24 protein-coding genes are annotated in these 26,541 nt (G+C 65.8%); 18 read left to right on the top strand and 6 right to left on the bottom strand.

The window, feature by feature from the left end; translation table 11 throughout:
• The first annotated feature begins 3 nt into the window (after window positions 1-3).
• The 8 genes from ftsW to lpxC all read left to right on the top strand — a co-directional run bounded on the left by ftsW (window position 4) and on the right by lpxC (window position 9,224).
• On the top strand, window positions 4-1,197 hold the full coding sequence (gene ftsW / locus FBY20_RS07410) for a putative lipid II flippase FtsW (protein WP_056320760.1): 1,194 nt from the start codon (window positions 4-6) through the stop codon (window positions 1,195-1,197).
• Window positions 1,194-2,270 carry an undecaprenyldiphospho-muramoylpentapeptide beta-N-acetylglucosaminyltransferase gene (gene murG / locus FBY20_RS07405; RefSeq protein ID WP_062841643.1) on the top strand — a complete coding sequence of 359 codons (1,077 nt, stop codon included), beginning with the start codon at window positions 1,194-1,196 and terminating at the stop codon, window positions 2,268-2,270. The genes ftsW and murG overlap by 4 nt, the downstream gene beginning before the upstream one ends.
• The gene (gene murC / locus FBY20_RS07400) at window positions 2,267-3,673 is read left to right on the top strand and encodes a UDP-N-acetylmuramate--L-alanine ligase (protein ID WP_128829957.1); all 1,407 of its coding nucleotides are present in this window, start codon (window positions 2,267-2,269) and stop codon (window positions 3,671-3,673) included. Before murG ends, murC begins: the two co-directional genes overlap by 4 nt.
• Complete coding sequence (locus tag FBY20_RS07395) at window positions 3,670-4,620, top strand: D-alanine--D-alanine ligase (protein WP_056320769.1); 951 nt, start codon at window positions 3,670-3,672, stop codon at window positions 4,618-4,620. The genes murC and FBY20_RS07395 overlap by 4 nt, the downstream gene beginning before the upstream one ends.
• Before the next feature lie 12 nt (window positions 4,621-4,632).
• On the top strand, window positions 4,633-5,457 hold the full coding sequence (locus FBY20_RS07390; RefSeq protein ID WP_056320771.1) for a cell division protein FtsQ/DivIB: 825 nt from the start codon (window positions 4,633-4,635) through the stop codon (window positions 5,455-5,457).
• 4 nt (window positions 5,458-5,461) lie between these two features.
• Window positions 5,462-6,688, top strand: a complete 1,227-nt coding sequence (gene ftsA, locus FBY20_RS07385; RefSeq protein ID WP_006217473.1) for a cell division protein FtsA — start codon at window positions 5,462-5,464, stop codon at window positions 6,686-6,688.
• Window positions 6,689-6,875: 187 nt separating this feature from the next.
• Entirely contained in the window at window positions 6,876-8,060 is a 1,185-nt protein-coding gene (ftsZ, locus tag FBY20_RS07380) for a cell division protein FtsZ (protein WP_056320774.1), read from the top strand.
• Between the two features lie 240 nt (window positions 8,061-8,300).
• Window positions 8,301-9,224, top strand: coding sequence for a UDP-3-O-acyl-N-acetylglucosamine deacetylase (gene lpxC, locus FBY20_RS07375; RefSeq protein ID WP_056320776.1), 924 nt, complete (start codon window positions 8,301-8,303; stop codon window positions 9,222-9,224).
• Between the two features lie 204 nt (window positions 9,225-9,428).
• Here the strand turns inward: lpxC and FBY20_RS07370 are convergent, their stop codons facing one another.
• Entirely contained in the window at window positions 9,429-9,836 is a 408-nt protein-coding gene (locus FBY20_RS07370; protein WP_081101088.1) for a DciA family protein, read from the bottom strand.
• 129 nt (window positions 9,837-9,965) lie between these two features.
• Between FBY20_RS07370 and FBY20_RS07365 the strand changes: the two genes are divergently transcribed.
• From FBY20_RS07365 to FBY20_RS07325, 9 genes are all read left to right on the top strand, one after another.
• A complete protein-coding gene (locus FBY20_RS07365; RefSeq protein WP_056322654.1) occupies window positions 9,966-10,940 on the top strand; it encodes a M23 family metallopeptidase in 975 nt (324 codons plus the stop codon).
• 190 nt (window positions 10,941-11,130) lie between these two features.
• Window positions 11,131-13,866 (top strand): preprotein translocase subunit SecA, encoded by a 2,736-nt coding sequence (secA, locus tag FBY20_RS07360; protein ID WP_056320781.1) that lies wholly within the window; start codon window positions 11,131-11,133, stop codon window positions 13,864-13,866.
• 18 nt (window positions 13,867-13,884) lie between these two features.
• Entirely contained in the window at window positions 13,885-14,604 is a 720-nt protein-coding gene (locus tag FBY20_RS07355) for a VOC family protein (RefSeq protein WP_056320784.1), read from the top strand.
• 196 nt (window positions 14,605-14,800) lie between these two features.
• On the top strand, window positions 14,801-15,562 hold the full coding sequence (locus FBY20_RS07350; RefSeq protein WP_056320787.1) for a GntR family transcriptional regulator: 762 nt from the start codon (window positions 14,801-14,803) through the stop codon (window positions 15,560-15,562).
• Window positions 15,562-16,548 (top strand): tripartite tricarboxylate transporter substrate binding protein, encoded by a 987-nt coding sequence (locus FBY20_RS07345; protein ID WP_142051195.1) that lies wholly within the window; start codon window positions 15,562-15,564, stop codon window positions 16,546-16,548. Before FBY20_RS07350 ends, FBY20_RS07345 begins: the two co-directional genes overlap by 1 nt.
• 68 nt (window positions 16,549-16,616) lie before the next feature.
• Complete coding sequence (locus FBY20_RS07340) at window positions 16,617-18,311, top strand: thiamine pyrophosphate-binding protein (protein WP_056320792.1); 1,695 nt, start codon at window positions 16,617-16,619, stop codon at window positions 18,309-18,311.
• A 176-nt stretch (window positions 18,312-18,487) separates the two neighbouring features.
• Window positions 18,488-19,267, top strand: a complete 780-nt coding sequence (locus FBY20_RS07335) for an SDR family oxidoreductase (protein ID WP_142051192.1) — start codon at window positions 18,488-18,490, stop codon at window positions 19,265-19,267.
• A 17-nt stretch (window positions 19,268-19,284) separates the two neighbouring features.
• Complete coding sequence (locus FBY20_RS07330; protein ID WP_056320797.1) at window positions 19,285-19,743, top strand: Lrp/AsnC family transcriptional regulator; 459 nt, start codon at window positions 19,285-19,287, stop codon at window positions 19,741-19,743.
• A 161-nt stretch (window positions 19,744-19,904) separates the two neighbouring features.
• Window positions 19,905-20,516, top strand: coding sequence for a gamma-glutamylcyclotransferase (locus FBY20_RS07325; RefSeq protein ID WP_142051189.1), 612 nt, complete (start codon window positions 19,905-19,907; stop codon window positions 20,514-20,516).
• A gap of 5 nt (window positions 20,517-20,521) precedes the next feature.
• On the opposite strand, the gene pagP is transcribed toward FBY20_RS07325, so the two are convergent.
• The 4 genes from pagP to FBY20_RS07305 all read right to left on the bottom strand — a co-directional run bounded on the left by pagP (window position 20,522) and on the right by FBY20_RS07305 (window position 24,294).
• Complete coding sequence (gene pagP / locus FBY20_RS07320) at window positions 20,522-21,076, bottom strand: lipid IV(A) palmitoyltransferase PagP (RefSeq protein WP_142051186.1); 555 nt, start codon at window positions 21,074-21,076, stop codon at window positions 20,522-20,524.
• Between the two features lie 132 nt (window positions 21,077-21,208).
• The gene (gene mgtE, locus FBY20_RS07315) at window positions 21,209-22,681 is read right to left on the bottom strand and encodes a magnesium transporter (RefSeq protein WP_062841653.1); all 1,473 of its coding nucleotides are present in this window, start codon (window positions 22,679-22,681) and stop codon (window positions 21,209-21,211) included.
• Between the two features lie 10 nt (window positions 22,682-22,691).
• Entirely contained in the window at window positions 22,692-23,102 is a 411-nt protein-coding gene (locus FBY20_RS07310; protein ID WP_056320808.1) for an acyl-CoA thioesterase, read from the bottom strand.
• A gap of 97 nt (window positions 23,103-23,199) precedes the next feature.
• Window positions 23,200-24,294 (bottom strand): YeiH family protein, encoded by a 1,095-nt coding sequence (locus FBY20_RS07305; RefSeq protein WP_230965007.1) that lies wholly within the window; start codon window positions 24,292-24,294, stop codon window positions 23,200-23,202.
• Window positions 24,295-24,409: 115 nt separating this feature from the next.
• Between FBY20_RS07305 and FBY20_RS07300 the strand changes: the two genes are divergently transcribed.
• Complete coding sequence (locus FBY20_RS07300; protein WP_056320812.1) at window positions 24,410-25,300, top strand: LysR family transcriptional regulator; 891 nt, start codon at window positions 24,410-24,412, stop codon at window positions 25,298-25,300.
• A 7-nt stretch (window positions 25,301-25,307) separates the two neighbouring features.
• Here FBY20_RS07300 and FBY20_RS07295 read toward each other — a convergent pair whose 3' ends face one another.
• Window positions 25,308-26,504 (bottom strand): M20 aminoacylase family protein, encoded by a 1,197-nt coding sequence (locus FBY20_RS07295; RefSeq protein WP_056320815.1) that lies wholly within the window; start codon window positions 26,502-26,504, stop codon window positions 25,308-25,310.
• Window positions 26,505-26,541 lie beyond the last annotated feature (37 nt).

Genomic DNA, 26,541 nt, shown 5'->3' with positions numbered 1-26,541 from the left:
GCAATGAGCCTGATCGCCGACCTCACCGCCAGCGTCAACGCCGTACGGCCCGGCCGTACCCGCATGCGCAACTTCGACATGCCGCTCGTGATCGCGGCCTCGACGTTGCTGCTGCTCGGGCTGCTGATGGTGTATTCGGCGTCGATCGCGCTGGCCGACGGCCCGCGCTATGCGTCCTATGGCCGCTACTACTTCGTGATCCGCCACGGCCTGTTCGTGAGCGCGGGGCTGGTCGGCGCCGCCGTGGTGCTGTCGATCCCCATCCGCGTCTGGCAGCGTCTGGCCGTGCCGCTTTTCGTGGTGACGATGGTGCTGCTGGTGGCCGTGCTGATCCCGGGGATCGGCCGCGAGGTCAACGGCGCGCACCGCTGGATTCCGCTGGGTCCGCTGAACTTCCAGCCGTCCGAACTGATGAAGCTTGCAGCCTTGCTGTACGCGGCGGATTACACCGTGCGCAAGCAGGAGCACATGCAGGCCTTTGCCCGCGGCTTTTTGCCGATGGCGTTTGCGCTGGCCGGCGTGGGCATGCTGCTGCTGCTCGAGCCCGACCTGGGCGCTTTCATGGTGATCGTGGCCATTGCCATTGGCATCCTCTTCCTGGGCGGCATCAACGGCAAGTATTTCAGCAGCCTGCTCGCCGTGCTGGTGGGCACGTTCCTGATGCTGATCTGGCTGTCGCCATGGCGCCGTGCGCGTCTGTTTGCGTACCTGGATCCCTGGAACGAAGACAACGCATACGGCAGTGCCTATCAGTTGTCGCATTCGCTGATTGCGCTGGGCCGCGGTGAATGGCTTGGCGTGGGCCTGGGCGCCAGCGTCGAGAAGCTGCATTACCTGCCCGAAGCGCACACCGACTTCCTGATGGCCGTGGTGGGCGAGGAGCTGGGATTTGCTGGCGTGATGCTGGTGATCACGCTGTTTGCCATCATCGTCTACCGAGGTTTCGACATCGGCCGGCAGGCCATCGCCATGGAGCGCACGTTTGCCGGGCTGGTTGCGCACGGCGTGGCCATGTGGTTTGGCGTGCAATCGTTCATCAACATGGGCGTGTGCCTGGGCCTGCTGCCCACCAAGGGTCTGACGCTGCCGCTGATGAGCTACGGTGGCTCGGGCGTGGTGATGAACCTGTGCGCGCTGGCCATGCTGATCCGGGTCGACGTGGAAAATCGAATCATGATGCGCGGAGGACGGGTATGACCGCCGCGCGCACCATTCTCATCATGGCCGGTGGCACTGGCGGCCACATCATGCCCGGTCTGGCCGTGGCCGACGTGCTGCGCGAACGCGGCTGGCGCGTGCTGTGGCTGGGCAATCCCGAAAAGATGGAAGGCCGTCTCGTGCCGCCGCGCGGCATCGAACTGGTGCCGCTGCGTTTCCAGGGCGTGCGCGGCAAGGGCGCGTCCGCGCTGCTCAAGCTGCCGTTCCTGTTGCTGCGCGCATTTGCGCAGGCGTGGTCGCGGCTGTCCGACGTGCGTCCCGATGTGGTGCTTGGCATGGGCGGCTACGTGGCGTTCCCGGGCGGCGTGATCGCTGCGCTGCGCGGCACGCCGCTGGTCGTGCACGAACAGAATGCCGTCGCGGGCACCGCGAACAAATGCCTGGCCAAGATGTCGCGCCGCGTGCTGAGCGGTTTTCCCGGCGTGCTGCCCAAGGGTGAAGCCATGGGCAACCCGGTGCGTGCAGACCTGTGCGCCTTGCCCGATCCCGCCGAACGCTATGCCGGCCGCACCGGCCCGCTGCGCGTGCTGGTGGTGGGCGGCAGCCTGGGAGCGCAAGCCTTGAACACCACCGTGCCGCAGGCGCTTGCGCGTCTGCCGCTCGAGCGCCGGCCGACGATCGTCCATCAGGCCGGCGAACAACATTTGCCGGCGCTTCAGCAGGCCTACGCCCAAGCGGGTGTTCAGGCCGACTGCCGCGCCTTCATCGACGACATGGCGGGCGCCATGGCCGACGCCGACCTGCTGATCTGCCGCGCGGGCGCCATGACGGTGTCCGAAGTGGCGGCTGCCGGCGTTGCGGCGCTGTTCGTGCCGTTCCCCCACGCGATCGATGACCACCAGACCGCCAACGCGCGCTTCCTGAGCGACGCGCAGGCCGCCTGGCTGCAGCCGCAGACCGCCATGACGCCCGAGTGGCTGGCGGACTGGCTGAGCCAGCGCACCCGACAAGAACTCGAGGCTGTCGCCGTCCGGGCCCGCGCGCATGCGCGTCCCGACGCGGCCGCCCATATTGCCGACGTCTGTGAACAAGCAGCGGGGCGTTCATCATGAAACACAGAATTCAACATATCCATTTTGTAGGCATCGGCGGTTCGGGCATGAGCGGCATCGCCGAAGTGCTGCTGAACCTGGGCTACGACATCAGCGGATCCGACCTGAACGAGTCGGCGGTGACGCGCCGCCTGGCCGGCCTGGGCGTGAAGATCGCGATCGGCCATGCCGCCAGCAACGTCACGGGCGCCAGCGCCATCGTCACGTCCACCGCGGTGGCCGGCGACAACCCCGAAGTGATCGCAGCGCGCGCCGCGCGCATCCCGGTGGTGCCGCGCGCCATCATGCTGGCCGAGCTGATGCGCCTGAAGCGCGGCATCGCCGTGGCGGGCACGCACGGCAAGACCACCACGACCAGCCTGGTCGCCAGCGTGCTGGCGGCGGGCGACCTGGACCCCACGTTCGTGATCGGCGGCCGGCTGAATTCGGCGGGCGCCAACGCGCGGCTGGGGCAGGGCGACTACATCGTGGTCGAGGCCGACGAATCGGACGCCTCGTTCCTGAACCTGTTGCCGGTGATGGCCATCGTGACCAATATCGATGCCGATCACATGGACACGTACGGCCACGATGTGGCGCGCCTGAAGAGCGCCTTCATCGAATTCACGCAGCGCCTGCCGTTCTACGGCAGCGCCGTGCTGTGCTCGGACGACGCCAACGTGCGCGAGATCATGCCGTTCGTGTCGCGTCCCATCACGACCTACGGGCTGAACGAGGACGCCCAGGTGCGCGCCTATGAAGTGCAGGCCCACGGCACGCGCATGCGCTTTAACGTGCAACGCACCCATCGCGACACGCTGCTGCCGCCGCTGAATGTCGAACTGAACCTGCCCGGCCTGCACAACGTGCGCAATGCGCTGGCCGCGATCGCCGTGGCGACCGAGCTGGGCGTATCCGACGCGGCCATCTGCGAGGCGCTGGGTTCGTTCAAGGGCGTGGGACGCCGCTTCACGCAGACGGGTGAATTCGCGGTGCCCGCCAACCACGGGGGCGGCACCTTCACGGTGATCGACGACTATGGTCACCATCCCGTCGAGATGTCCGCGACGCTGGCCGCGGCGCGGGGCGCCTGGCCCGACCGCCGCATCGTGCTGGCCTTCCAGCCGCACCGCTACACGCGGACGCGCGATTGCTTCGAGGATTTCGTGCGCGTGCTGGGCACGGCCGACGCGGTGTTGCTGACTGAGGTCTACGCCGCGGGCGAGCCGCCGCTGGTCGCGGCCGACGGACGCGCCCTGTCGCGTGCGTTGCGCGTGGCGGGCAAGGTCGAGCCGGTGTTTGTTGAAGATGTGGCCGATCTGCCGCAGGCGGTCGTGGATTTCGTGCGCGATGGCGACGTCGTCATCGTGATGGGGGCGGGTTCGATCAGCAAGGTCCCCGCCCAGGTGGGAGAGCTGGCATGAGCAAGCAATTCGGCAAGGTAGGTGTGTTGTACGGCGGCCGGTCCGCCGAGCGCGAAGTCTCGCTCATGTCGGGCAAGGGCGTGCAGGAAGCCCTGCGCAGCGCCGGCGTGGACGCGCACCTGTTCGACACCGGCGAGCGCAGCCTTGCCGAGCTGGCGGCCGAAGGCTTTGACCGCGTGTTCATCGCATTGCACGGCCGCTACGGCGAAGACGGCACGCTTCAGGGCGCGCTGGAACTGCTGGGCATCCCCTATACCGGCAGCGGCCCGATGGCATCGGCGCTGGCCATGGACAAGACCATGACCAAGCGCATCTGGCTGCAGCATGGCCTGCCCACGCCCGACTTTGAAGTGCTCGACGCCGATACCGATCTGCGCCTGGTTCCGGACCGCCTGCAGTTGCCGCTGATCATCAAGCCGCCGCACGAGGGCTCGACCGTGGGCATCACCAAGGTCGTCGGTTACTCGGACATGAAAGAAGCCTACGCCGCTGCCGCGCGCTACGACAGCGAGGTCCTGGCCGAACAGTTCATCACCGGACGCGAACTGACCGTGGCGATCGTCGGGTCCGGCAAGGCCGCGCGCGCGCTGCCGGTGATCGAGATCGCCGCGCCCGGCGGCAACTACGACTACGAACACAAGTACTTCTCCGACGACACGCAGTACTTCTGCCCGGCCGCCTTGCCCGCGGACGTGGCTGAAGAAGTCGCGCGGATTGCCGTAAAGGCCTATCAGGCGCTGGGCTGCGAAGGCTGGGGCCGCGCGGATTTCATCCTCGACGGCGACAACCGACCCTGGCTGCTTGAAATGAATACTTCGCCCGGCATGACCGGCCACTCCCTGGTGCCCATGGCCGCGAAGGCCGTGGGGATCAGCTATGCAGAATTGTGCGTGGCCATCCTGTCCGAGGCTTCGTGCAAGGTGCACGGCCACGCCCGCAACGCTTGACCTGGATATTCCGTGTGGAACGACGCTCGTACTACCAACCTGATCGCCAACACGCTAGCCGTGCTGGCGGTTGCCGCCATGCTCATCGCGGGCGTGGTGTGGGTGGCGCAGCGTCCGTACTTCACGTTGACGGCGATCGAGCTGGAATCGATGCCGGACACCGATCTGCACTATGTGTCGACGGGCGCGGTGCGTTCGGCGATCGCCGGGCGCGTGAAGGGCAATTTCTTCACGGTGGACCTGGACGACGCGCGCGAGATCTTCGAATCGGTGCCGTGGGTCCGGCACGCCACCGTGCGGCGGATCTGGCCCAACGTGCTGCGTGTGCGCATCGAAGAGCAGCAGCCGCTGGCGCTGTGGAACGAAAACCAGATGATCAACACCTGGGGCGAGGCGTTCACGGCCAACACGGGCGAGGTGGACGACGACACGGTGCTGCCGCAGTTCTCCGGGCCGGATGGCACGGAAGCGCTTGTGGTGCAGCGCTACGCCGAGCTGGCGCGCTGGTTCGCGCCGCTGGACATGCATGTGGAACAGTTGGAACTGAGCCCGCGCTATGCCTGGCGTGTGGTGTTGTCCAACGGCATGCTGCTGGACCTGGGCCGCGATCCGGGCGCCGACGCGCCGGACCCGCATGGCCTGCCCGGCGCCTTGCCGTTCGCGGCTCGTATTCAACGCTTTGTGCAGGCGTGGCCCACCGTGGCGGGGCGCCTGGAAGGGCGCACCGTCACGCAGGCCGACCTGCGCTATCCGAATGGTTTCGCCCTGGCGCTGGCCCCGCTGCCCGCGTCGGAAACCAAATCCAAATCCACACCGAAACCTCCCAAGAAACGCTAACGCCATGACCCGTGACATCAAGGACCTTATCGTCGCCCTCGATATCGGCACCAGCAAGGTGGTGGCTGTGGTGGCTGAAATCCTGCCTGAAGGCCGCTTCGAGGTGCTAGGCCTGGGCCAGCACGAATCGCGCGGCATGCGTAAGGGCGTGGTCGTCAACATCGAGACCACTGTGAATTCCATTCAGCGCGCGCTTGAAGAAGCCGAGCTGATGGCAGATTGCAAGATTCGAGACGTCTACACCGGCATCGCCGGCAGCCATATCCGCAGCTTCAATTCCAGCGGCATGGTCGCCGTCAAGGACAAGGAAGTCACCGCCACCGACGTCGCCCGCGTCATCGAGACCGCCAAGGCGGTGAACATCCCGACCGACCAGCAGGTGCTGCACGTGCTGACGCAGGAGTTCATCGTCGACGGCCAGGAAGACATCCGCGAGCCCATCGGCATGAGCGGCCTGCGCCTGGAAGTGCGCGTGCACATCGTGACCGGCGCGGTCAGCGCCGCGCAGAACATCGTCAAGTGCGTGCGCCGCTGCGGCCTCGAGGTGCAGGATCTGATCCTGCAACCGCTCGCTTCCAGCCTGGCCGTCCTGACGGCGGACGAAAAGGAACTGGGCGTCGTCCTCGTCGATATCGGCGGCGGCACGACCGACGTCGCCATCTTCACCGGCGGTGCGATCCGCCATACCGCCGTGCTGCCGATCGCCGGCGATCAGATCACCAACGACATTGCGGCGATGCTGCGCACGCCCACGCCCGATGCCGAAGAAATCAAGCTGCGCTATGGCGTGGCCAAGCAGGTGCTGGCCAGCCCGGACGAGTCCGTGGAAGTGCCGGGCCTGGGCGATCGCGGCCCGCGCCAGGTCAAGCGCCAGGCGCTGGGCGCGGTGATCGAGCCGCGCGTCGAAGAGCTGTTCACCCTGGTGCAGCAGGTGGTGCGCGATTCCGGCTACGAGGACCTGCTGGCTTCCGGCGTGGTCCTGACCGGCGGATCCGCGCAGCTGCCCGGCATGATCGAACTGGCCGAGGACGTGTTCCTCAAGCCGGTTCGCGTGGCGGTGCCCGAGTACGAAGGCAGCCTTGCCGACGTGATGCGCAATCCGCGCTTCTCGACGGTGATGGGGCTGCTGCAGGAAGCGCGCATGCAGCGTGTGCGTGGCCGCAAGGTGGCCGCGCAGACGGGCAATTTCAAGAGTCTGCTTGCGCGCATGAAGGAGTGGTTCATGAATTAAAGGGTGCAGGTTGGGGCCTGCTCCTTGGTGCGAACCGCGGCTGTCTAGCGGGGAGCGCCAGAAAGAGGAGGCGTCTCAAACCCGTGGCGGGCCTATGTAGCCGGCGTCGGCTTTGAGGCGATTCACAAAAGATAGGTTGTCGGGGAATTTTTGTGATTTGCAAATTCGGACTTGTGAGGGAGTCATCATGATGAACTTTGAGATGCTTGAGAACAACACCAAAGGGACCGTAATCAAGGTCGTTGGTGTGGGCGGTGCGGGCGGCAATGCCGTCGCGCACATGATTCGCAGCGGTGTGCACGGGGTGGATTTCATCTGCGCCAACACCGATGCGCAAGCGCTGGCGGCAACCAATGCGCCGGTGCAGATTCGTCTGGGCCGTACCGGCCTGGGCGCGGGCGCCAAGCCCGAGCAGGGACGCGCGTCGGCGGAAACCGCGCGTGAGGAAATCCGTGCCGCGCTGAACGGCGCGCACATGGTCTTCATCACCGCGGGCATGGGCGGCGGCACCGGTACCGGTGCAGGTCCGGTCGTGGCCGAGGTGGCGAAGGAACTGGGCATCCTGACCGTTGGCGTGGTCACGAAGCCTTTCTCCTTTGAAGGCAACAAGCGCCTGAAGATGGCCGAGGACGGTATCTCGGAACTGGCCAAGCACGTGCATTCGCTCATCGTGGTGCTCAACGAGAACCTCTATGAACTGATGGACGAGGACGCGACGCAGGAAGACTGCTTCCGTTCGGCCGACGACATCCTGCACAACGCGTGCGCGGGTATCGCCGAAATCATCAACGTCGAAGGCAACGTCAACGTCGACTTCGAAGACGTGAAGACGATCATGGGCGAGCAGGGTCAGGCCATGATGGGCACGGCGTCGGCATCGGGCGCTGACCGCGCACGTGTGGCCGCCGAGCACGCCATTGCTTGCCCGCTGCTGGAAGGCGTGGATCTGAACGGCGCGCGTGGCGTGCTGGTCAACATCACCGCCAGCCGCTCGCTGAAGATGCGCGAAACGCGCGAAATCATGGAAACGATCCGCAGCTACGCTTCGGACGACGCGACCGTGATCTTCGGCACCGCCTACGACGAGTCCATGGGCGAAAACCTGCGCGTGACGGTGGTTGCAACCGGCCTGGGCCGTGCGCAAGCCCGTCCGCAACTGGTGCAGAACACCGCTGAAGTGCTGCGCACCGGCACCGACAACATGCCCATGGGCACGATGCCGGCCGGTCAAGGTGGTGACTACCGCAATCTGGACATGCCGTCGGTCATGCGCAATCCGCGCAGCCAGGCGTCGGCCCAGGTGCGCGCGCTGGAAAGCTCGGGAATGGATCATTTCGACATCCCGGCCTTCCTGCGCAAGCAGGCGGACTGAACCTAGAGCCGGTCAACGGCTCTAACTGCACTCCCTCATCTCCGGTTCGCCCGTCCCCACAGGCGAACCGGAGGCAGAGCGGCCGTGTTTCCCTTGCACGATAAATAAGGGACGGAGGTATACATCGGTCTGCGCGCCCAGTTTGGATGGCGGCACGGATCGGACAGCGTTACAATACTTCGGTTACGCCGGCAATACGTACTTATCTTGCCGGCTTCCGGGTTCAAAATTCCAAGTCTCATGTTCCGACAGCGCAGCATTCAGAATCTCGTCCGCACGACAGGCGTCGGCGTCCACTCAGGACGGCGGGTGGAGCTCACCCTGCGTCCGGCACAGCCCAACACCGGCATCGTCTTTCACCGTGTGGATCTGCCGCAGGTCGTCGACCTGCCCGCGCAAGCCACGGGCGTGGGCGATACCCGCATGGCTTCCGTGCTGCAGCAGGGCAATGTCCGCGTGTCGACGGTGGAACATCTCATGTCGGCGCTGGCCGGCCTGGGCATCGACAACCTGCACGTCGACCTCACTGCCGAAGAAGTCCCCATCATGGACGGCAGCGCGGCGACGTTTGTGTATTTGCTGCGCTCGGCGGGCATCGTCGAGCAGAACGCGCCCAAGCAATTCATCCGCGTCCTGAAGCCGGTAGAAGTGCGCGAAGGTGAAGGCCGCAACGAGAAGTGGGCGCGCCTCGAACCCCATGAGGGATACGCGCTGGCCTTCTCGATCGACTTCCGCCATCCCGCCATCGACTCGACGGCGAACTTTGCGGAAATCGACTTCGCCACGCACTCGTACGTGCGTGAGATCGCGCGGGCGCGCACCTTTGGTTTCGTGAATGAAGTCGAGGCGTTGCGGTCGATGGGCCTGGCCCGCGGCGGCAGCCTGGACAACGCCATCGTCATGGACGAGTACCGCGTGTTGAACAGCGACGGGCTGCGTTACGACGATGAATTCGTCAAGCACAAGATCCTGGACGCCATCGGCGACCTGTATCTGCTTGGCAAGCCGCTGGTGGCGCGCTATGTGGCGTGCAAGTCGGGCCACGGCCTGAATAACCAGCTGGCCCGCGCGCTGCTCGAGCAGCGCGACGCCTGGGAAATCGTCACGTACGAATCGCAGGCAGAAGCGCCGCAGGCGTTTCGCCACGAATGGAAGCTGGCCTGACGCCAGCTTGCCCTTGAACCCGCGCCCGGGGCGTGACCCCGACTCCGCGCGGGTTTCTGTTTGGATTCCTGCTTAAGGACGGCACTGGCCGTCATCCCCTGGCGCGATAGTCGCAAACCGGTAGCAGACCATGTGGCCATTGGTCTGAAAAGTGGGTTTCGTGACGTTTCCAGCCCTGCCAGTTGCCGGACAAAGCCGGTCGGCTCAGCTACTCTTGTGGTGCTTCAAGAGCTTGGCGACGGCGTCGGCCAAAGGACCCGGCCGCAGATTGCCGTGTAGCGTTTCGAACGCGCCCAGGGCCTTGTCGCCCAGGGGTTGCGCCTCTTTGGGAGGGCGCGGCTGACGGGAGCCAGGCTTGGGCAAACCCGCTTGTACCTTGATGGCAATTTCGTTAAGGTTCCAGCCTTGATCGGCCAGCGACCGCGCAATGCGCGGCGCCAATTGACGCATCTTGGCCGCGTGCGCGGCCGTGGGCACCACCAGGTGCAGGCACAGGTTTTCCAGCTTGGCGACCTGGCACACGGCACCCAGCGGAGCGGGCAACACCGCCGCCACCGCATACTGAATTTGCAGATGCTTGCGGGCAGTCGCCAACACGCCGGCGCCCCGCATGTCATGACCCAGCCATCCCAGGGCGGTATTTTCTACGCGCCGGCTGGAACTGGAACGTTGACGGTATGAAGCGGGTCTATTCATGCCGGCTTTAAAAGATTTAGGAAGCAAACCTTGAAGATCGTGATTATGCACGCCCGCGAAGGGCAGGACGGGCATTTCACCCTGGGCGGCGCGCGACTGGCGTTGTTTCTGGGGGGCGCCTTGATTACCGCGGCCATTTTTGGCGCCGCGCTTCAACGATACATCACTCCCATCCTTCCCGCCGTGCACACGATGGGTTGGCCGCTGTCCGAACAGCCCGGACGCGACGCCGATTTCCTGCGTGAAAACATGAACTTGCTGGCTTCGAAGGTGGGGGCGCTGCAGGCCAAGCTGGTCAGCATCGACGGCTTGGGCCAGCGCGTGGCCAAGGTGGCGGGCGTGGCCTACACCGACCCGGAACTGGCCCAGCAGCTTGCGTCGGCCGCGCCCGAAGCGCCGGCCCACCCGGAGGCCACGCAGGTCATGGACGATCTGTTCACCGACCATCCGCCGCCCACCGCGGCGTCGGCCGAGGCGCTGGGCCGGCAGCTTGACGAGATCCAGGCGCGGCTCTCGCAGCAAACCGACAACCTGAAGCTGCTGGACGCCGCGCTCACCAAGCGCTCGGCGGATCAGGCGCGCATGCCGACCGCCATGCCCATCACCGATTACCCTTATCTGACGTCCTCGTATGGCTGGCGCCGCAACCCGGTGACGGGCCGGTCGGCCATGCACGAAGGGCTGGACTTCGCCGCGCCCTCGGGCACGCCGATCCTGGCCGCCTCGGGGGGCGTGGTCCTTGAGGCCAAATGGGCGCCCGGCTTTGGCAACATGGTCGAGATCGATCACGGCGACGGCCTGATCACCCGCTACGCGCATGCGTCTTCGCTGCTGGTCAAGCAGGGAGATCTGGTCGAACGCGGCCAGCAGGTCGCGCGCGTGGGAAGCTCCGGCCGTTCCACGGGTCCGCATCTGCATTTCGAGGTCCGCCTTGCCGGACAGCCGCTGGATCCGCGCCTGTTCCTCGGTCCCCAGCAACAGCCGGCGCCGCCCGCCGTCGCGCAAGCCGCCGCGCCGTGAACCCACGGCGGGTTGGCCGGTCAAACCGGCCAACAGTGATACCCTGGTCATAGGTCCAGGCTATTACGCTTCAGGTGCGTTAAACTGGATCGTTTCCCGGCGGACTCCCGCTCAACCAATAACATCAAGTCACGGGTGATGCCACGCACGCTTTGGCGGTGCGGCATGGCTTGTGCGGCCGACAATACGCATGGTTTCTCTGCTCAAAAAACTCATAGGTAGCCGCAACGATCGGCTGCTTAAGCAGTATCGCAAGCTGGTAACCCAGATCAATGGGCTCGAACCCAAGATCGCCGCGCTCTCCGACGCGGAACTGGCGGCCAAGACCGACGAATTCCGTTCCCGCCACGCCCAGGGCACGTCCCTGGACGATCTGCTCCCCGAAGCTTTCGCCGTGGTGCGCGAATCGGGCAAGCGGGTCTTCGGCATGCGGCACTTCGACGTGCAGATGCTGGGCGGTATCGCCCTGCACAACGGCAAGATTGCCGAAATGCGCACGGGCGAAGGCAAGACGCTCATGGCGACGCTGCCCGTCTACCTGAACGCGATCGCCGGCAAGGGCGTGCACGTGGTCACGGTGAACGACTACCTGGCCCGCCGCGACGCCGAATGGATGGGCCGGTTGTACCGCTTCCTGGGCATGTCCACGGGCGTGGTCGTGCCGCAGCAGCCGAACGAAGAAAAGAAGGCTGCCTACGCCGCCGACATCACGTACGGCACCAATAACGAATTTGGCTTCGACTACCTGCGCGACAACATGGAATTCCGTGTTGAGGACCGCCGCCAGCGCGCGCTGTTCTACGCGATCGTCGACGAAGTGGACTCGATCCTGATCGACGAGGCCCGCACGCCGCTGATCATCTCGGGTCAGGCCGAAGACCACACCGAACTCTACGTCCGCATGAACGCGGTGCCGCCGCTGCTCAAGCGCATGGCGCACGAGCCCAAGCCGCAGGAGCCGGAACCCGAAGGCGATTACTGGGTCGACGAAAAGAGCCAGCAGGTCTACCTGTCGGAAGCCGGCCACGAACACGCCGAAGGCATTCTTGCCCGCCTGGGCATCCTGCCCGAAGGCGAATCGCTGTACGACCCGCGTCACATCGCGCTGATGCACCACCTGATGGTGGCGTTGCGCGCCAACACCCTGTTCTTCCGCGACCAGCAGTACGTCGTGCAGGACGGCGAAGTGGTGATCGTGGACGAATTCACCGGCCGCCTGATGGTGGGCCGCCGCTGGTCCGATGGCCTGCACCAGGCCGTCGAGGCCAAGGAAGGCGTGAAGATCCAGCACGAGAACCAGACGCTGGCGTCGATCACGTTCCAGAACTACTTCCGCATGTACGAAAAGCTGTCCGGCATGACCGGCACGGCCGACACGGAAGCGTACGAATTCCAGGAAATCTACGGGCTTGAAACGGTCATCATCCCGACCAACAAGCCCATGGTCCGCAAGGACCAGAACGACCAGGTCTTCAAGACCGACGGCGAAAAGTACAACGCCATCCTCGAAGACATCCGTGACTGCCACGAGCGCGGTCAGCCCGTGCTGGTTGGCACGACCAGCATCGAGAACTCCGAGCTGCTGTCCGGCCTTCTGAAGAAAGCCAAGCTGCCGCACGAGGTCCTGAACGCCAAGCAACACGCCCGCGAAGCCGAGATCGTGGCCGAAGCCGGCAAGCCGGGCCACATCACCATCGCCACCAACATGGCCGGCCGCGGCACCGACATCGTGCTGGGCGGCAGCGTCGACAAGCAGGTCGACCTGATCCGCGCCGACGAATCGCTGTCCGAAGCCGAGAAGACCGCGCGCATTGAAAAGATCCGCGCGGAATGGAAGCCGCTGAACGAGCAGGTCAAGGCGGCAGGCGGCCTGCGCATCATCGGCACCGAGCGCCATGAATCGCGCCGTATCGACAACCAGTTGCGCGGCCGCGCCGGCCGCCAGGGCGATCCGGGCTCGTCCCGTTTCTACCTGTCGCTGGAAGATTCGCTGATGCGCATCTTCGCGGGCGACCGCGTGCGCGCCATCATGGAACGCCTGAAGTTGCCCGAGGGCGAGCCCATCGAGGCCGGCATGGTCACGCGTTCGATCGAGACCGCGCAGCGCAAGGTGGAAGGCCGCAACTTCGACATCCGCAAGCAATTGCTGGAATACGACGACGTCGCCAACGACCAGCGCAAGGTGCTGTACTCGCAGCGCAACGACGTGCTGGAAGCCGCCAGCGTCGGCGCCACCGTGCACAACCTGCGCGACGCCGCGGTGACCGACCTGTTCAACACGTACGTGCCGCCGGAATCGGTGGAAGAACAGTGGGACATCCCCGCGCTGCAAAATGCGCTGGAAGGCGACTGGCACCTGCATCTGCCGCTGACGGAGATGCTGGAAAAGGAACCCAACCTGAACGACGAGGAACTGCGCGAACGCGTGGTCGCCGCGGCTCGCGATGCGTACCAGGCCAAGGTCGACCAGGTGGGCGAGGAATCGTGGTCGCAGTTCGAGCGTTCGATCATGCTGCAGGCGATCGACACGCACTGGCGCGAGCACCTGTCCGCGCTGGACTACCTGCGCCAGGGCATTCACCTGCGCGGCTATGCGCAGAAGAATCCCAAGCAGGAATACAAGCGCGAAGCCTTCGAACTATTCTCGGGCATGCTGGACCGCGTGCGCGACGATGTGGTCAAGGTGCTGATGACGGTGCGCGTGCAGTCGTCCGAGCAGGTCGAGCAGGCCGAAGCCGAAGCGGCGCAACCGCACGTGCAGAACGTGCAGTACCACCACTCGGACTACGACGAGGCGCTGGCGTCCGACGCGCAGGAATCGGGCGCTCAGCCCGCGCGCAACGCCATGCCCAAGGTCGGCCGCAACGATCCGTGCCCGTGCGGCAGCGGCAAGAAGTACAAGCAGTGCCACGGTAAGCTGATCTGATAAAAGGGGTTAGCCTTCATGCTGCATTCCGTCGGCCGCACTGAATTCGACCACGCCGTCGTCATGGTGCGCGACCGGCTGGATGCGCTGGCGCCCCATTACGAACGGCAGGGCTTTCACCTCAGCGACAAGGCCGTGCACAACCTGGGGTCGTGCAACCGCCTGATCGTGCTGGAAGGCACGTACGTCGAATTGCTGGGGTGGCCGCCCGGCGCGCCGCCCGCGCGCAAGGAAATTGCCGATTCGCCCTTTGGCCTGGAAGCGCTGGTGTTTCGCACCTATGACGCCGAGGCCACCTATACGCGGTTGCGTGAGGCCGGCTTTGCCGTCAACCCCGTGCAAGAGCTGACCCGTCCGGCCATGCTGGACGGCCAGGAAGTTCAGGCCCGATTCCATACCGTGCGCTTTGCCGAGCAACCCTTGCCCGGCATCCGCATGTATTTCTGCCGTCACCTGACGCCCGAGTGCGTCTGGTCGCCGGCATTGATGGCGCATCCCAACGGGGCCCGCAGCCTGCATCGTATCGACGCGCGCGCGGCGGACGCCCGAGGCGTGGCCGAGCGCCTGGCGCTGGTGGCCGGGGTGACGGCCGAAGCCGCCACCGGCGGTTGGGACGTGCCGCTGGCGAACCTGCGCATTCATGTCCAGCAGGACGATGCGGCGCAGACGCCGGTCTTGTCCACCCTGACCCTCGAAAACCGCGACGGCGCGCATTACACGCTGGATACGGGTTTGTAAGCTACCCGCGTATGCCTGCCCGTCGATCGGCCCGCCGCTTTCCGGCGGGCTTTTTCATGCCTGTCGTTCCCTTGGTGTCCGCGCAGTGAGACGGCGCAGGTCTTGCGCGCTTGGGGCAAACCCGGGTTGCCGCGTAAAGTGTATGCACTTTAGTATGCACTTCATCCCGAGTGGAAATTTGCCCACGCGATCCGGTATGACGCTCTCCCAACCCTCGACGCGACCCGCTCCCCGCGCCGCCCGCACGTCGGCCGGACAGGCCGAACTGTATGGCGCCGTCAAGGCGATGGCGGTGCGTTTCGAATTCAAACCGGGCGAACGCATCAACGAGGTTGAACTGGCGCGCCGCCTGAACGTCAGCCGCACGCCGCTGCGCGAAGTGCTGAACCAGCTGATGGTCGAGGGGTTCCTGACGCGGTCGGTCAACCGCGGGTTCATCGCGCGGTTGCTGGATGCCAAGCAGATCCACAGCCTTTACGAATATCGCGCGGTGCTGGAAGCCGGCATCGTGCGGGCCGCGTGCGAACGCGCCACCGACGAGGAACTGGCCAGTCTGCGCGCCTTTGTCGAGCGTTCGCGCGACGAACCCGAAGACAGCGATGCCGCCAGGCTGCTGGAACTGGATGAAGCCTTTCATCTGGCGCTGGCGCGCTACTCGCGCAACGAGGAATTCGTGCGCGCACTGGAAAGCGTCAATGCGCGCATTCATTTCGTGCGCTGGATCGACATGCAGCAGGGCCGCCGCAGCCACACGCAGGGCGAGCACCTGCGGATCGTGGATGCGCTGGAGCGGCGCGACCTCGACGCGTTGCCCGCCCTCATCAGTGCGCACATCGGCCGGCGGCTGGACCAGATCACCGACGTCATACGCACGGGTTTTTCTACCATTTACATGCGGGACCAGGCCGAACCCGCCAAGGCAGTGCCGGCCAACACCACAACAGCAGGGGAAAACTGATGAATAAAACGATCAAGCGGACGCTGGCGGCGGTATGCACGCTGGCCGCAGCCGGGGGCGCTTTTGTCGCCGCGCCGGTGATGGCCGAGGAACGGCCGCTGATACTCGTCGTGCCGTATCCGCCGGGCGGCAGCACTGACATCCTGGCGCGGATCCTGCAGCCGCGCCTGTCGCAGCAGATGGGCGGCCGCGCGGTGGTCGTCGAAAACCGTCCGGGCGCAGCCAGCCAGATCGCCACCGCATTCGTGGCGCGGGCCGAGCCGGACGGCAACACGCTGCTGGTCAGCTTTGACAATCACGGCATCAATCCGGCCGTGAAGCCCAAGCTGCCCTATGACACGTTCAAGGATTTTGTCGCCATCGGGCAGACGGTGCGCTTTCCGCTCGTGATCGGCGCAAACCCGAGCGTGCCCGGGGACAACTTGAAGGAATTCCTGGCGGCGGCCGCCAAGCAGCCGCCCAACAAGTTCAACTACGCCTCCACGGGCGTCGGTTCGCTGAACCACCTGGCGCCGGAAGAACTCAAGCGGTTGTCCAAGGTCGAGTTGTTGCACGTGCCGTACGGCGGCGGCGGACCGGCCATCCAGGCCGTGGTCGGGGGCCAGGCCAACATGACGTGGCTGAGCTTTGCGGCGCTGCGCGGCCAGATCCAGGCCGGCAAGATCAAGCCGCTGGCGGTTGCCGGCGAGAAGCGCCTGCCCGAACTGCCCAATGTGCCGACCGTGGCCGAATCGGGCTTTCCGGGCTTTGTCGCCTATTCGTGGAGCGGCATGTTCGCGCCCAAGGGCACGCCGCCGGCCACCGTCAAGAAGCTGACGGCTGATTTCCAGGCGGTGCTGGCCGATCCCGAGATCAAGAAGAAGATCACGGAAGCGGGCTTTGAGATCGTGGCCTCCGATGGCCCGGCGCTGGATGCGTACGTGAAGTCGGAATACGACCGCTGGAGCGCCTTCATCAAGAGCAGCAACATCAATCTGGATAACTGAACGGCGTCGGTCCGGCGCGGCGGCAATGCCGCCGCTGCGGGCCGGCTCCTGAATTACGTGGAGATGACATGGAACACATGAACGGCGCCGAAGCGATGGTGCGGATGCTGCAACACAACGGCGTCAAACACATTTTCGGCCTGTGCGGCGACACCACGCTGCCGCTGTATGACGCGCTGTACCGCCTGGATCACGGCATGCAGCACATCCTGACGCGCGATGAGCGCAGCGCCGGCTACATGGCGGATGCCTACGCCCGCGTGACGGGCAAGGTTGGCGTGTGCGAAGGCCCCAGCGGCGGCGGCGCGACCTATCTGCTGCCGGGCCTGGTCGAAGCCAACGAATCGTCGATTCCCGTGCTGGGCATCACGTCGGACGTGGCTGTCGGCTCGCGCGGCAAGTACCCGCTGACCGAACTGGACCAGGAGGCGCTGTACCGCCCGCTGACCAAGTGGAACCGCACGATCGATCGCGCGGACCAGATTCCGGGCATGGTGCGCGCGGCCTTCCGCGCCATGACGACCGGCAAGCCCGGCTCGGCGCACCTGTGCTTTCCCTATGACGTGATGAAGCAGCAGGTCGATGCGTCCGATGTCTGGGCGCAGCCCGAGCACGGCAGCTTCCCGGCCATGCGCTTTGCGCCGGACCCCGCCGACGTGGCCCGCGCGGCGCAGCGGCTGGTGGCCGCGCGTTCGCCGGTCATCATCTGCGGTGGCGGCGTGGTCATCGCCGGTGCCAGCGGCGCGCTGCAAGAATTGGCCGAGTCCCTGAAGGCCGCGGTCTGCGTGACGGTGAGCGGGCAGGGCAGCCTGGCCGACACCCATCCGCTGAACGCGGGCGTGGTGGGCTCGAACGGCGGCGTGATGGCGACGCGTGATGTGGTCGCTGCCGCCGACGTGGTGCTCTTCGTGGGCTGCCGCGCGGGGTCGACCTCGACCGAGCACTGGCGCTTCCCGAATCGCGATGTGCCGATCCTGCACATCGACATCGACCCGATGGTGATCGGCGCCAACTACCTGACCGAAGTCGGCCTGGTGGGCGACGCCAAGCTGGCGCTCGAGGCGCTGTCCGCCGAAGTGCAGGCGCGCATCAAGCACCGGCCCTCCGATGCGGCCGACGGCGCCGTGCTGGCCGGCCGCGCCAAGGCGGCGCGCCGCGCGCAGCTTGAACCGCTGGCCGCCAGCCTGGATGCGCCGATCCTGCCCGAGCGCGTGGTGCAGTCGCTGAACCGCCTGCTGCCCGACGACGCGGTGGTGTGCGCGGATCCCGGCACCCCGTGCCCGTATTTTTCGGCGTACTACGATGTCTCGCGCCCCGGCCGCCACTTCATCACCAACCGCGCTCACGGCGCGCTGGGCTTTTCGATGTCGGCGGCGCTGGGCGCCTGGGTCGGCCGTCCGCAGTCCAAGTGCGTGTCGGTGATGGGCGACGGCAGCTTCGGCTTCACGGTGGGCGAGCTGGAAACCATCGTGCGCCACAAGGCGCCGCTCTTGATGGTGGTGTTCTCGAACTCGGTTTATGGCTGGATCAAGGCCAGCCAGAAGGCCGGTTACGACAAGCGCTACTACAGCGTGGATTTCAACCGCACCGACCATGCCCGCATTGCCGAAGCCTACGGCGTGAAGGCATGGCGGGTCGAGGATCCGTCCAAGCTGGACGCCGCGATCAAGGCCGCCATGGAGCACGACGGCCCCGCGCTGATCGACGTGGTGACCCAGCCGTTGCAGGACGCCGCGGCGCCCGTGAGCCAATGGATGGGCTGATGCGCTAGCCGCGTTCGCTGCATTGCCGATGGGGCCCTTCGCGGGGCCCCATTTTTCTTGGCCGGCCGGATTAGAAAAAAATTCCACGCCGGCGGACGCGCTCCTATACTGGACCGCTTCGGAGCGGCGGGCCGCGGGCGCCCGGCGCCGTCAACACGACAGCAGAGGGGGCGGGCATGGACCTGGGGATCAGCGGCAGAAAGGCACTGGTGTTTGGCGGCAGCCGCGGCATGGGGCGCGCCTGCGCCTTGCAGCTTGCGCGCGAGGGCGTGGCGGTGACCATCGCGGCGCGCAATCCGAAGACGCTGGAGGAAGCCGCCGCCGAGATATCGCGTGAGACCGGCACCGGCGTGGGTTGGGTGTCTGCCGACCTGACGCTCCCGCAGGGGCGCGACGCGGCCATGGCCGCCTGTCCGCATCCGGACATCCTGATCAACAACGCCGACGGCCCGCTGCCGGGCGACTTCCGGGACTGGTCGCACGACGACTGGATTGCCGCGCTGGACGCCATGATGCTGGGACCGATCGACATGATCCGCCGCGTGGTGGACGGCATGGTCGAGCGGCGCTTTGGCCGGATCGTCAATATCGTGTCGCGTAGCGTAAAGGCGCCGCACGCCGAGCTGGGCCTGTCCAATGGCGCGCGCTCGGGCCTGATCGGCTTCGTGGGTGGCCTGGCGCGCCAGACCGTGCGCCACAACGTCACGATCAACAACCTCTTGCCCGGCGCCTTTGCCACCGATGCGCAGGTCCGGCACATCCAGGGCATGGTGGAGCAGGGCGGCAAGACGTTCGAGCAACTGTGGGACGAGCGGGCGCGCAGCAATCCCGCCGGCCGGTACGGCCAACCCGAGGAACTGGGCGCGCTGTGCGCTTACGTCTGCTCGGCCCACGCCGGCTACATGACGGCGCAGAATCTGCTGATCGACGGGGGCGGTTACCCCGGGACCTACTGATGGCATCGAAAACATCCATGGATCAGACGGACCTCAAGATACTCGCGCTGCTGCAAAAGGACGCCACCTGTTCGGTCGCCGAAGTGGCCGAGCAAGTGAACCTTTCCGTGACGCCGTGCTGGCGCCGCATCCAGAAGCTGAAGGATGACGGCGTCATCGCGCGCAACGCCATCCTGCTGGACCCGCGCGCGCTGGGTTTGAACCTGACGGTGTTCGTGTCCATCCGCACCAGCCAGCACAACGAGAAGTGGACGCAAAGCCTGATCAACGCGGTGATGGCGTTGCCCAACGTCGTGGAATTTCACCGCATGGCGGGCGATGTCGACTATCTGCTGAAGGTGGTGGTCGAGGACATGGCGGCCTATGACCGCTTCTACCGCCGGCTGATCGGGGCCGTGGACCTCCTGGACGTCAGCGCCAGCTTCTCGATGGAAGTCATCAAAAGCACCACGGAATTGCCCCTGAACGCCGTGTAGGCGCGCGGCGCGCAAATTTTTTTCTGCCGCCCGCGCCGCCGCGGATGCAAATTTCTTTCTGCGTGTTGCGCGGGCCCAATCTGGCAATGCTTTTGCGTGAGGGGCGGCGTAGGATATCGCTCACTCCAGTCTTGGAGTGATTTGGGATATCAGAGGACCCTATGTCGTTGGCAGTGCCCGCCGGCTGCGCCGGATTGCAGAAAACGCGGCAAGCAGCATCGGTGGATGACCTGCTGGCCGGCTGGAACGGCGTCGACGACCTGTGGGTGTTTGCCTACGGTTCCCTGATATGGCACCCCGGCTTTGCCTGGCGCGAACGGCGCCTGGCTACGGTGCGGGGCTATCACCGCTCGCTCTGCCTGTGGTCGCATGACCACCGCGGATCGCCGGACAATCCGGGGCTGGTGTTCGGCCTGGACCGTGGCGGCTGTTGCCGGGGCGTCGCGTTTCAGATCGCGGCCAGCGACGTGCCGCAAGTCTTTCAGGCCTTATGGCGGCGCGAGATGGTCACGGGTGCCTACAGCCCGCGCTGGCTGACCTGCCACACGGACGATGCGCCCGTGCGCGGACTGGTGTTCCTGTTGAACCGCGCCTGCCGCGAGTACGCAGCCGATCTGTGCGACGACCGCCTGCTGGCGTCCGTGCGCAATGCGGTCGGGCATGCCGGGCCTTGTCTGGACTACGTGGTGGAAACGGCGCGTGCATTGCGCGCGCACGGCATCGACGACTGGCGCCTGGGAGACCTGGTGCGCAAATTGGGCCAGGCGTTTTGACGCGATCAGAATTGCCAGCGGCCAAACACGAACAGCACATTGCCGGCGCCGCTTGAGCCCGGGATGTACGTGGCGTAAAGCATGGCGTCCTTGTAGCCCGCGCTGACCAGCGGCAGGATGCCGGGAAAGGGCACGTAGCTCATGATGTCGTGGCGCGCGGTGAGGAACACCGTGTAGCCCGCGCCAAGCCGGAAGTTGTCGCTGACCTGGCCGATTTTCAGAAAGCCGTAGCCGGCAATGGGCTGCACCTTCGAATGCGAGTCCAGAAACGCCATCGCGTACAGTCCCTGCCAATCGCCATCCTCGTCGTAGATGCTGCGACCGTAGCCGCCGCCCCAGGCCAGTTCACGGAAGCTGTCGATCTTTTCGGCGGTGTACTTGGCGCGGTTGTGCCAGGCGTAGCCGCTGACATACAGGTCATTGCCGCCTTCGGTCCAGATCTGGTCGATGCGGTTGCACGCGGACTTGGCCCATGAGGGCATGTCTTCGCAAGCGTGGGCGGTAACGGTGAAGACGGACAACAGCAGGCAAAACAGCGCGGCTCGGAGTCTGGTGGTCATTGCGGGCCCCAGGGAAAGATGACAGTTCCGTTACTGTAACGGAGGGCGTGTCGTCTTCCCTGTCATAGGGCTGTCGCCCCGCGTATTCCGGGGCATTGCCGCCAGATCCGGCGGCGTGTCGTGGCGGGGGCGCTACAACAGAAAGATGGTGGCCAGGCCCAGGAAAATGAAGAAACCCAGCGAATCGGTGGCGAAGGTGAGCAGCACCGACGAGCCCATCGCCGGGTCCTTGCCGAATCGTGCGCGCACCATGGGCACCAGCACGCCGACCGATGCGCCGACCAGCATGTTGCAGATCATGGCGGCCATCATCACCAGCGCGATGGACACGGAGTGCGAGATCACCCACGCGAACAGGGCGGCCACCACGCTGCCGCACAGTCCCACCAGCAGTGTCACGAAGAGCTCGCGCTTGACGAGCTGCCACAGGTTGCGGCCCGTGATGCGGCCCATGGCCAGCGCCCGGATGATGAGCGTCATGGTCTGGTTGCCGGAGTTACCGCCGATGCCCGCCACGATCGACATCAGGAAGGCCAGGATGACGATCTGGCTGACCGTGCCTTCGAACTGCGATGCCACGAACGACGCCGTGGCGGCGGTACAGAGATTGAAGAGCAGCCACGGCGCACGGTTGCGCAGCGCGGTGGTGACGGGGGCGAAGATGTCTTCTTCCTGCAGACCGGCGCGCGACAGCGCCTGCTCTTGCGAGTCTTCGCGCATCACGTCCACCACGTCGGCGATGGTGACGCGGCCGATCAGCCGGCCCTGGTCGTCCATCACGGGGGCGGACACCAGGTCATAACGTTCGAAGGCGCCGGCAGCGTCGGCGTCGGAATCCAGCGGGTTCAGCGTCAGGAAATCGGAATTCATGACTGCCCGCACTTCGGTTTCGGGCTCGCTGACCAACAGGCGCGACAGCGGCAGGATGCCCTGCAGCTTGTCCTGGCGGTCAACGACGAAGATCTGGTCGGTGTGGTCGGGCAGTTCATGCAGCCGGCGCAGGTAGCGCAGCACGACCTCGAGCGTGACGTCCTCGCGCACGCGCACCATCTCGAAATCCATGATGGCGCCGACGCTGTCTTCCGGATAGCCCATGGCTTCCAGAAGCTGCGCGCGTTCTTCCTCGGTCAGGCCCTTTTGCACTTCCGCCACCACGTCGGGCGGCAGGTCGGGCGCCAGGTCGGCGAGCTCGTCCGCGTCCATGCTTTCGGTCGCGGCGACGAGGTCCTGGCGGTCCATCGCCTCGATCAGCGATTCGCGGACCCAGTCTTCGACTTCGAGCAGGACGTCCGCGTCGTGCTCAGGGCTGACCAGCTTCCAGATCGCCTGGCGCTCGTCCTTGGGCAGCGATTCGAGGATGAAGGCGATGTCGGCGGGGTGCAGGCCGTCGACAAGCGTTTTCAACTCGGCTTCGTGCTGGCGGTGCACCAGGTCTTCGACCAGGGGCGCCTTGGCGTCGCCTTCTTCCTGGCGGTGAACCAGTTCTTCGACGAGGTGCTGGCGCCGCAAGCGCTCCTGGACTTCCGCGAGGGCGGTCTGGGCGTCTTCCGGGTCGAGCCGGCGGGGCGTCGCGGGCGGTTTCTGCGCGGCGGCGGACTGCGTCATGCGTTACGGCTCAAAGTGTGGGGAGAGGGCGGCTGCGCCGCGCTTCGTCGGTGGCGACGTAGGTCAGCGTGGCCTCGGTGACCTTGACGACTTCGGCGTCCAGGCGCTGGCGTTCCGCGTAGACCTCGACGGATACCGTGATGGACGTGGTGCCGGTCTTGACGATGGCGGCGTAGAAGCTGAGCAGGTCGCCCACGAACACGGGCTCTTTGAACTGGAAGGCATTGACCGCCACGGTGGCCACGCGGCCGGCGGCACGGCGGGCGGCAGGGATGGACCCTGCGATGTCTACCTGGGACATGATCCAGCCGCCAAAAACGTCCCCGTGGATGTTCGCGTCGGCCGGCATCGGCATGACGCGCAACACCGCGTCGCGATGGGCTGGCAGAGTCGTAAACGGGGTTTTGGTGCTGGAGGTCATGCGGCCGACTCCAATGCTAGAGAACCAGCCGATTATGCAGGAAAAACGCGACGGCGGCGTGCGCGTTGACGCCCGCCGCCGTCGCCTTGCGTGGTCATCAGGTCGCCAGCTTGACGATCCCGTAGCCGCCAACCAACAACCAGACGTAAAGGATGAAGCCCAGGGCCATGACACGCGGGCCGGCCTTGCGGATCTGGGCGAAGCGGGTTTCGATGCCCAGCGCGGTCATGGCCATGGTCAGCGCGAAGACGTCGAGCCGGCGGATGGCGGCGACGATATCGGCGGGAATGATGTTCAGGGAATTGACGATGGCCAGCGCCAGGAAGCCCACGGCGAACCAGGGGATGGGCAGCTTTTGACCTTTGCCCTGGCCGCCGCCCGCGTGCGAGGCGGCGCTGCGCAGGTACATGCCCAGGATCAGCAGCACGGGCACGAGCAGCGCCACGCGGGTCATCTTGACGATGGTGGCGACTTCGGTCGTGGCGGGGTCGATGTTGCTGGCCGCGCCAACCACCTGCGCCACCTCATGGACGGTGCCGCCAATATAGATGCCGAGCGCCTGGGTATCGAAGTTCAGCCAGCCCGCGTGATAGAAGACCGGGTAGAGGAACATCGACAGCGTGCCAAACAGCACCACGGTCGCCACGGCCACCGCGCTCTTGTGGGGGGCGGCGCGCAGCGTCGGTTCGAAGGCCAGCACCGCGGCCGCGCCGCAGATGGCGCTGCCGGCGGCGGTCAGCATGGCCGTGTCGCGATCCAGGCCCAGCAGCCGTTGGCCGACCACGGTGCCGATCAGCAGCGTGCCCACCACCACGGCCACCGAGACCGCCAGGCCCGGCATGCCCACGGCGGCAATCTGCTGGATGCTGATGTTCAGGCCGTAGAAGGCAACCGCAATGCGCAGCAGGCGGCGCGCCGTGAAGTTCACGCCCACGCCCCAGTCTGCGGGCATGGTGCCGCGCAGGAAGTTGCCGTACAGCATGCCGACGACGATGCCCACGACCAGCGGCGAGAAGCCTAGTTGGCGGATGAAGGGAAGATCGGCCAGTTGCATCACTGCGCCGGCCATCAAGCCCACGAACAACACGCCATTGAGCTTGTCGCGCCAGGGCGTGGCCGCGGCAGCGGGCGCAGCCGGGGCGGCAGCAGGGGTGGAGGGAAGCGGAACGGCGGTGGTGGTGGAGGTATTCATTACTGGCCCTTTGGGCATAACTACATAACTAGACGAAATATTAGATCCGGCCGTATTATTTGAAAAATCTTCAATCTAAATATTGAATATCAGAAAATCTGATATCAGGTCGCTCATGACGCCGGATCAATTGCTTACGTTCGCCGCGGTCGCCGATACCGGCAATATCAGCCGCACCGCCCAGGCGCTGCATTTATCGCAGCCGGCGGTTTCGGGCCAGCTGCGCGCCTTGCAGGAGTGGTTTGGCGAGCCCCTGTACCGCCGCAGCGGCCACGGCATCGCGCTGACCGAAGCCGGCGAACGCCTTGCCGAGCAGGCGCGTCAGCTGAGGCAGGTGTACCGGCAGGCGCAGGCCGTGCGGGAATCGTGGCGCGGACTGGAAACCGGCGCGCTGCGGCTGGGCGCCAGCACCACGCCGGCCAGCTATCTGCTGCCCCGTCTGGTTGCGGACTTTCGCCACGACTTCCCCGCCGTGAGCCTGCACCTGTCCGATGGCAACACGCGCGAGATCGTCGAGCGCCTGCCCGCGCTGGATCTGGCGTTCATAGAAGGGGATGTGCCCGCCGGATTGCCTGCCGATACCGCGGTGCATGCGTGGCGCCAGGACGAAGTGGTGGCAATCGTGCGGGCCGATCATGCCCTGGCGCACAAGGGCGCCGTGACGCTACGGGATCTGGCGGCCTCGCCGCTGGTGATGCGTGAACCGGGTTCCGGCGTGCGCCGGCTGGTGGAACGGGCCTTCAGCGATGGCGGGTTGGCCCCGTCTGTCGGCCTTGAACTGGCCGGGGTGGAAGGCGTGAAGCAGGCCGTGCGGGCAGGGTTGGGCGTGGGTTTCGTGTCGGTGATGTCGATGCGGCACGAAGACGGCGCGCTGGCGGCGCTGCGGCTGTTGCCCAAACCGCTCACGCGGACCCTGAGCATCCTGGTGCCGCACGCCGATGCCGCCGCCCGCGCCGCCGAGCGCTTCCTGGCGATGTGCCTGGCGGTCGGCGGGCAGGAGGGCTAGGCCGGTCTCAGGCCTTGGCCAGCCGCTTGAGCGCGAGCTGCACCCAGTACGTGCCGCCCAGCGGCAGCAGATCGTCGTTGAAGTCGTAGCTGCCGTTGTGCAACATGCAGGGGCCCAGGCCGTGGCCGCTGTCGCGGTGCTCGCCGGTGCCGTTGCCGATCCAGACGTAGCAGCCCGGCAGTTCCTGCAGCATGAAGGCGAAGTCCTCGGCGCCCATGGTTGGCTGCACGTTCGCGTTGACGTTGGCGTCGCCGACGATGTCGCGGAGCACGTCGGCGCAGAACGCCGCTTCCTCGGGGTGGTTGATGGTGGGCGGATAGTTGCGCTGGAAGGTGAATTCGACCTCGCAGTCCATCGCCGCGCTGGTGTGGCGCGCGATTTCTTCCATACGGCGTTCGATCAGGTCCAGCACGTCCAGCGTGAAGGTGCGCACCGTGCCGCGCAATTCGGCATGGTTGGGCACCACGTTGTCGGCGCTGCCCGCATGGATCTGCGTGATGCTGAGCACGGCCGCGTCCAGCGGATTGCGGTTGCGCGTGACGATGGTCTGCAGCGATTGCGCCATCTGCACCGCCGCCATGACCGGGTCGATGCCCAGATGGGGCATGCCGGCGTGCGTGCCCTTGCCCTTGATGACGATCGAGAATTCGTTGCTGGACGCCATGATGGGGCCGGGCGTCAAGCCGAACTGGCCGGGCTTCATGCCGGGCCAGTTGTGCATGCCGAACACCGCTTCCATCGGGAAGCGCGTGAACAGGCCGTCGTCGATCATGCGCTTGGCGCCGCCGCCGCCTTCTTCGGCGGGCTGGAAGATCACATAGACCGTGCCCGCGAAATCGCGGTGCTCGGCCAGGTATTGCGACGCGGCCAGCAGCATGGCGGTGTGGCCGTCGTGGCCGCACGCGTGCATCTTGCCGTCGTTCTTGCTGGCGTGCGCAAACGTGTTGGCTTCCTGCATGGGCAGCGCGTCCATGTCGGCGCGCAGGCCCACCGCGCGATCGCCGGGCTGGTTGCCGCGGATGATGCCCACGACGCCGGTGCCGCCCAATCCGCGATGGATTTCGATGCCCCATTCCTCGAGCTTGGCCGCCACCACATCGGCGGTGCGGAACTCTTCGAAGGCCAGTTCGGGATGCGCGTGGATGTCGCGTCGGATCTTGGAAATATCCTGGTGCCAGGCAACGATGGGTTCAAGGAGTTTCATGAGCGAACTCGGGGGAAATAGGGGGAACGGACAAAGG

Source organism: Achromobacter sp. SLBN-14, from assembly GCF_006715415.1.
Taxonomy (GTDB): Bacteria; Pseudomonadota; Gammaproteobacteria; order Burkholderiales; family Burkholderiaceae_B; genus Achromobacter; species Achromobacter mucicolens.
This window is presented reverse-complemented; position numbering and strand designations above follow the sequence as displayed.

What these genes read in the sequence shown, in the direction of transcription:
- ftsZ (WP_056320774.1), top strand. Translation starts at nt 6,876, where the DNA reads ATGATGAACTTTGAGATGCTTGAGAACAACACCAAAGGGACCGTAATC.
- FBY20_RS07305 (WP_230965007.1), bottom strand. Translation starts at nt 24,294, where the DNA reads ATGAATACCTCCACCACCACCGCCGTTCCGCTTCCCTCCACCCCTGCT.
- FBY20_RS07335 (WP_142051192.1), top strand. Translation starts at nt 18,488, where the DNA reads ATGGACCTGGGGATCAGCGGCAGAAAGGCACTGGTGTTTGGCGGCAGC.
- FBY20_RS07330 (WP_056320797.1), top strand. Translation starts at nt 19,285, where the DNA reads ATGGATCAGACGGACCTCAAGATACTCGCGCTGCTGCAAAAGGACGCC.
- secA (WP_056320781.1), top strand. Translation starts at nt 11,131, where the DNA reads ATGGTTTCTCTGCTCAAAAAACTCATAGGTAGCCGCAACGATCGGCTG.
- FBY20_RS07295 (WP_056320815.1), bottom strand. Translation starts at nt 26,504, where the DNA reads ATGAAACTCCTTGAACCCATCGTTGCCTGGCACCAGGATATTTCCAAG.
- FBY20_RS07350 (WP_056320787.1), top strand. Translation starts at nt 14,801, where the DNA reads ATGACGCTCTCCCAACCCTCGACGCGACCCGCTCCCCGCGCCGCCCGC.
- ftsA (WP_006217473.1), top strand. Translation starts at nt 5,462, where the DNA reads ATGACCCGTGACATCAAGGACCTTATCGTCGCCCTCGATATCGGCACC.
- FBY20_RS07300 (WP_056320812.1), top strand. Translation starts at nt 24,410, where the DNA reads ATGACGCCGGATCAATTGCTTACGTTCGCCGCGGTCGCCGATACCGGC.
- FBY20_RS07325 (WP_142051189.1), top strand. Translation starts at nt 19,905, where the DNA reads ATGTCGTTGGCAGTGCCCGCCGGCTGCGCCGGATTGCAGAAAACGCGG.
- FBY20_RS07345 (WP_142051195.1), top strand. Translation starts at nt 15,562, where the DNA reads ATGAATAAAACGATCAAGCGGACGCTGGCGGCGGTATGCACGCTGGCC.
- lpxC (WP_056320776.1), top strand. Translation starts at nt 8,301, where the DNA reads ATGTTCCGACAGCGCAGCATTCAGAATCTCGTCCGCACGACAGGCGTC.
- FBY20_RS07355 (WP_056320784.1), top strand. Translation starts at nt 13,885, where the DNA reads ATGCTGCATTCCGTCGGCCGCACTGAATTCGACCACGCCGTCGTCATG.
- murG (WP_062841643.1), top strand. Translation starts at nt 1,194, where the DNA reads ATGACCGCCGCGCGCACCATTCTCATCATGGCCGGTGGCACTGGCGGC.
- murC (WP_128829957.1), top strand. Translation starts at nt 2,267, where the DNA reads ATGAAACACAGAATTCAACATATCCATTTTGTAGGCATCGGCGGTTCG.
- mgtE (WP_062841653.1), bottom strand. Translation starts at nt 22,681, where the DNA reads ATGACGCAGTCCGCCGCCGCGCAGAAACCGCCCGCGACGCCCCGCCGG.
- FBY20_RS07395 (WP_056320769.1), top strand. Translation starts at nt 3,670, where the DNA reads ATGAGCAAGCAATTCGGCAAGGTAGGTGTGTTGTACGGCGGCCGGTCC.
- ftsW (WP_056320760.1), top strand. Translation starts at nt 4, where the DNA reads ATGAGCCTGATCGCCGACCTCACCGCCAGCGTCAACGCCGTACGGCCC.
- FBY20_RS07370 (WP_081101088.1), bottom strand. Translation starts at nt 9,836, where the DNA reads ATGCGGGGCGCCGGCGTGTTGGCGACTGCCCGCAAGCATCTGCAAATT.
- FBY20_RS07310 (WP_056320808.1), bottom strand. Translation starts at nt 23,102, where the DNA reads ATGACCTCCAGCACCAAAACCCCGTTTACGACTCTGCCAGCCCATCGC.
- FBY20_RS07340 (WP_056320792.1), top strand. Translation starts at nt 16,617, where the DNA reads ATGGAACACATGAACGGCGCCGAAGCGATGGTGCGGATGCTGCAACAC.
- pagP (WP_142051186.1), bottom strand. Translation starts at nt 21,076, where the DNA reads ATGACCACCAGACTCCGAGCCGCGCTGTTTTGCCTGCTGTTGTCCGTC.
- FBY20_RS07365 (WP_056322654.1), top strand. Translation starts at nt 9,966, where the DNA reads ATGCACGCCCGCGAAGGGCAGGACGGGCATTTCACCCTGGGCGGCGCG.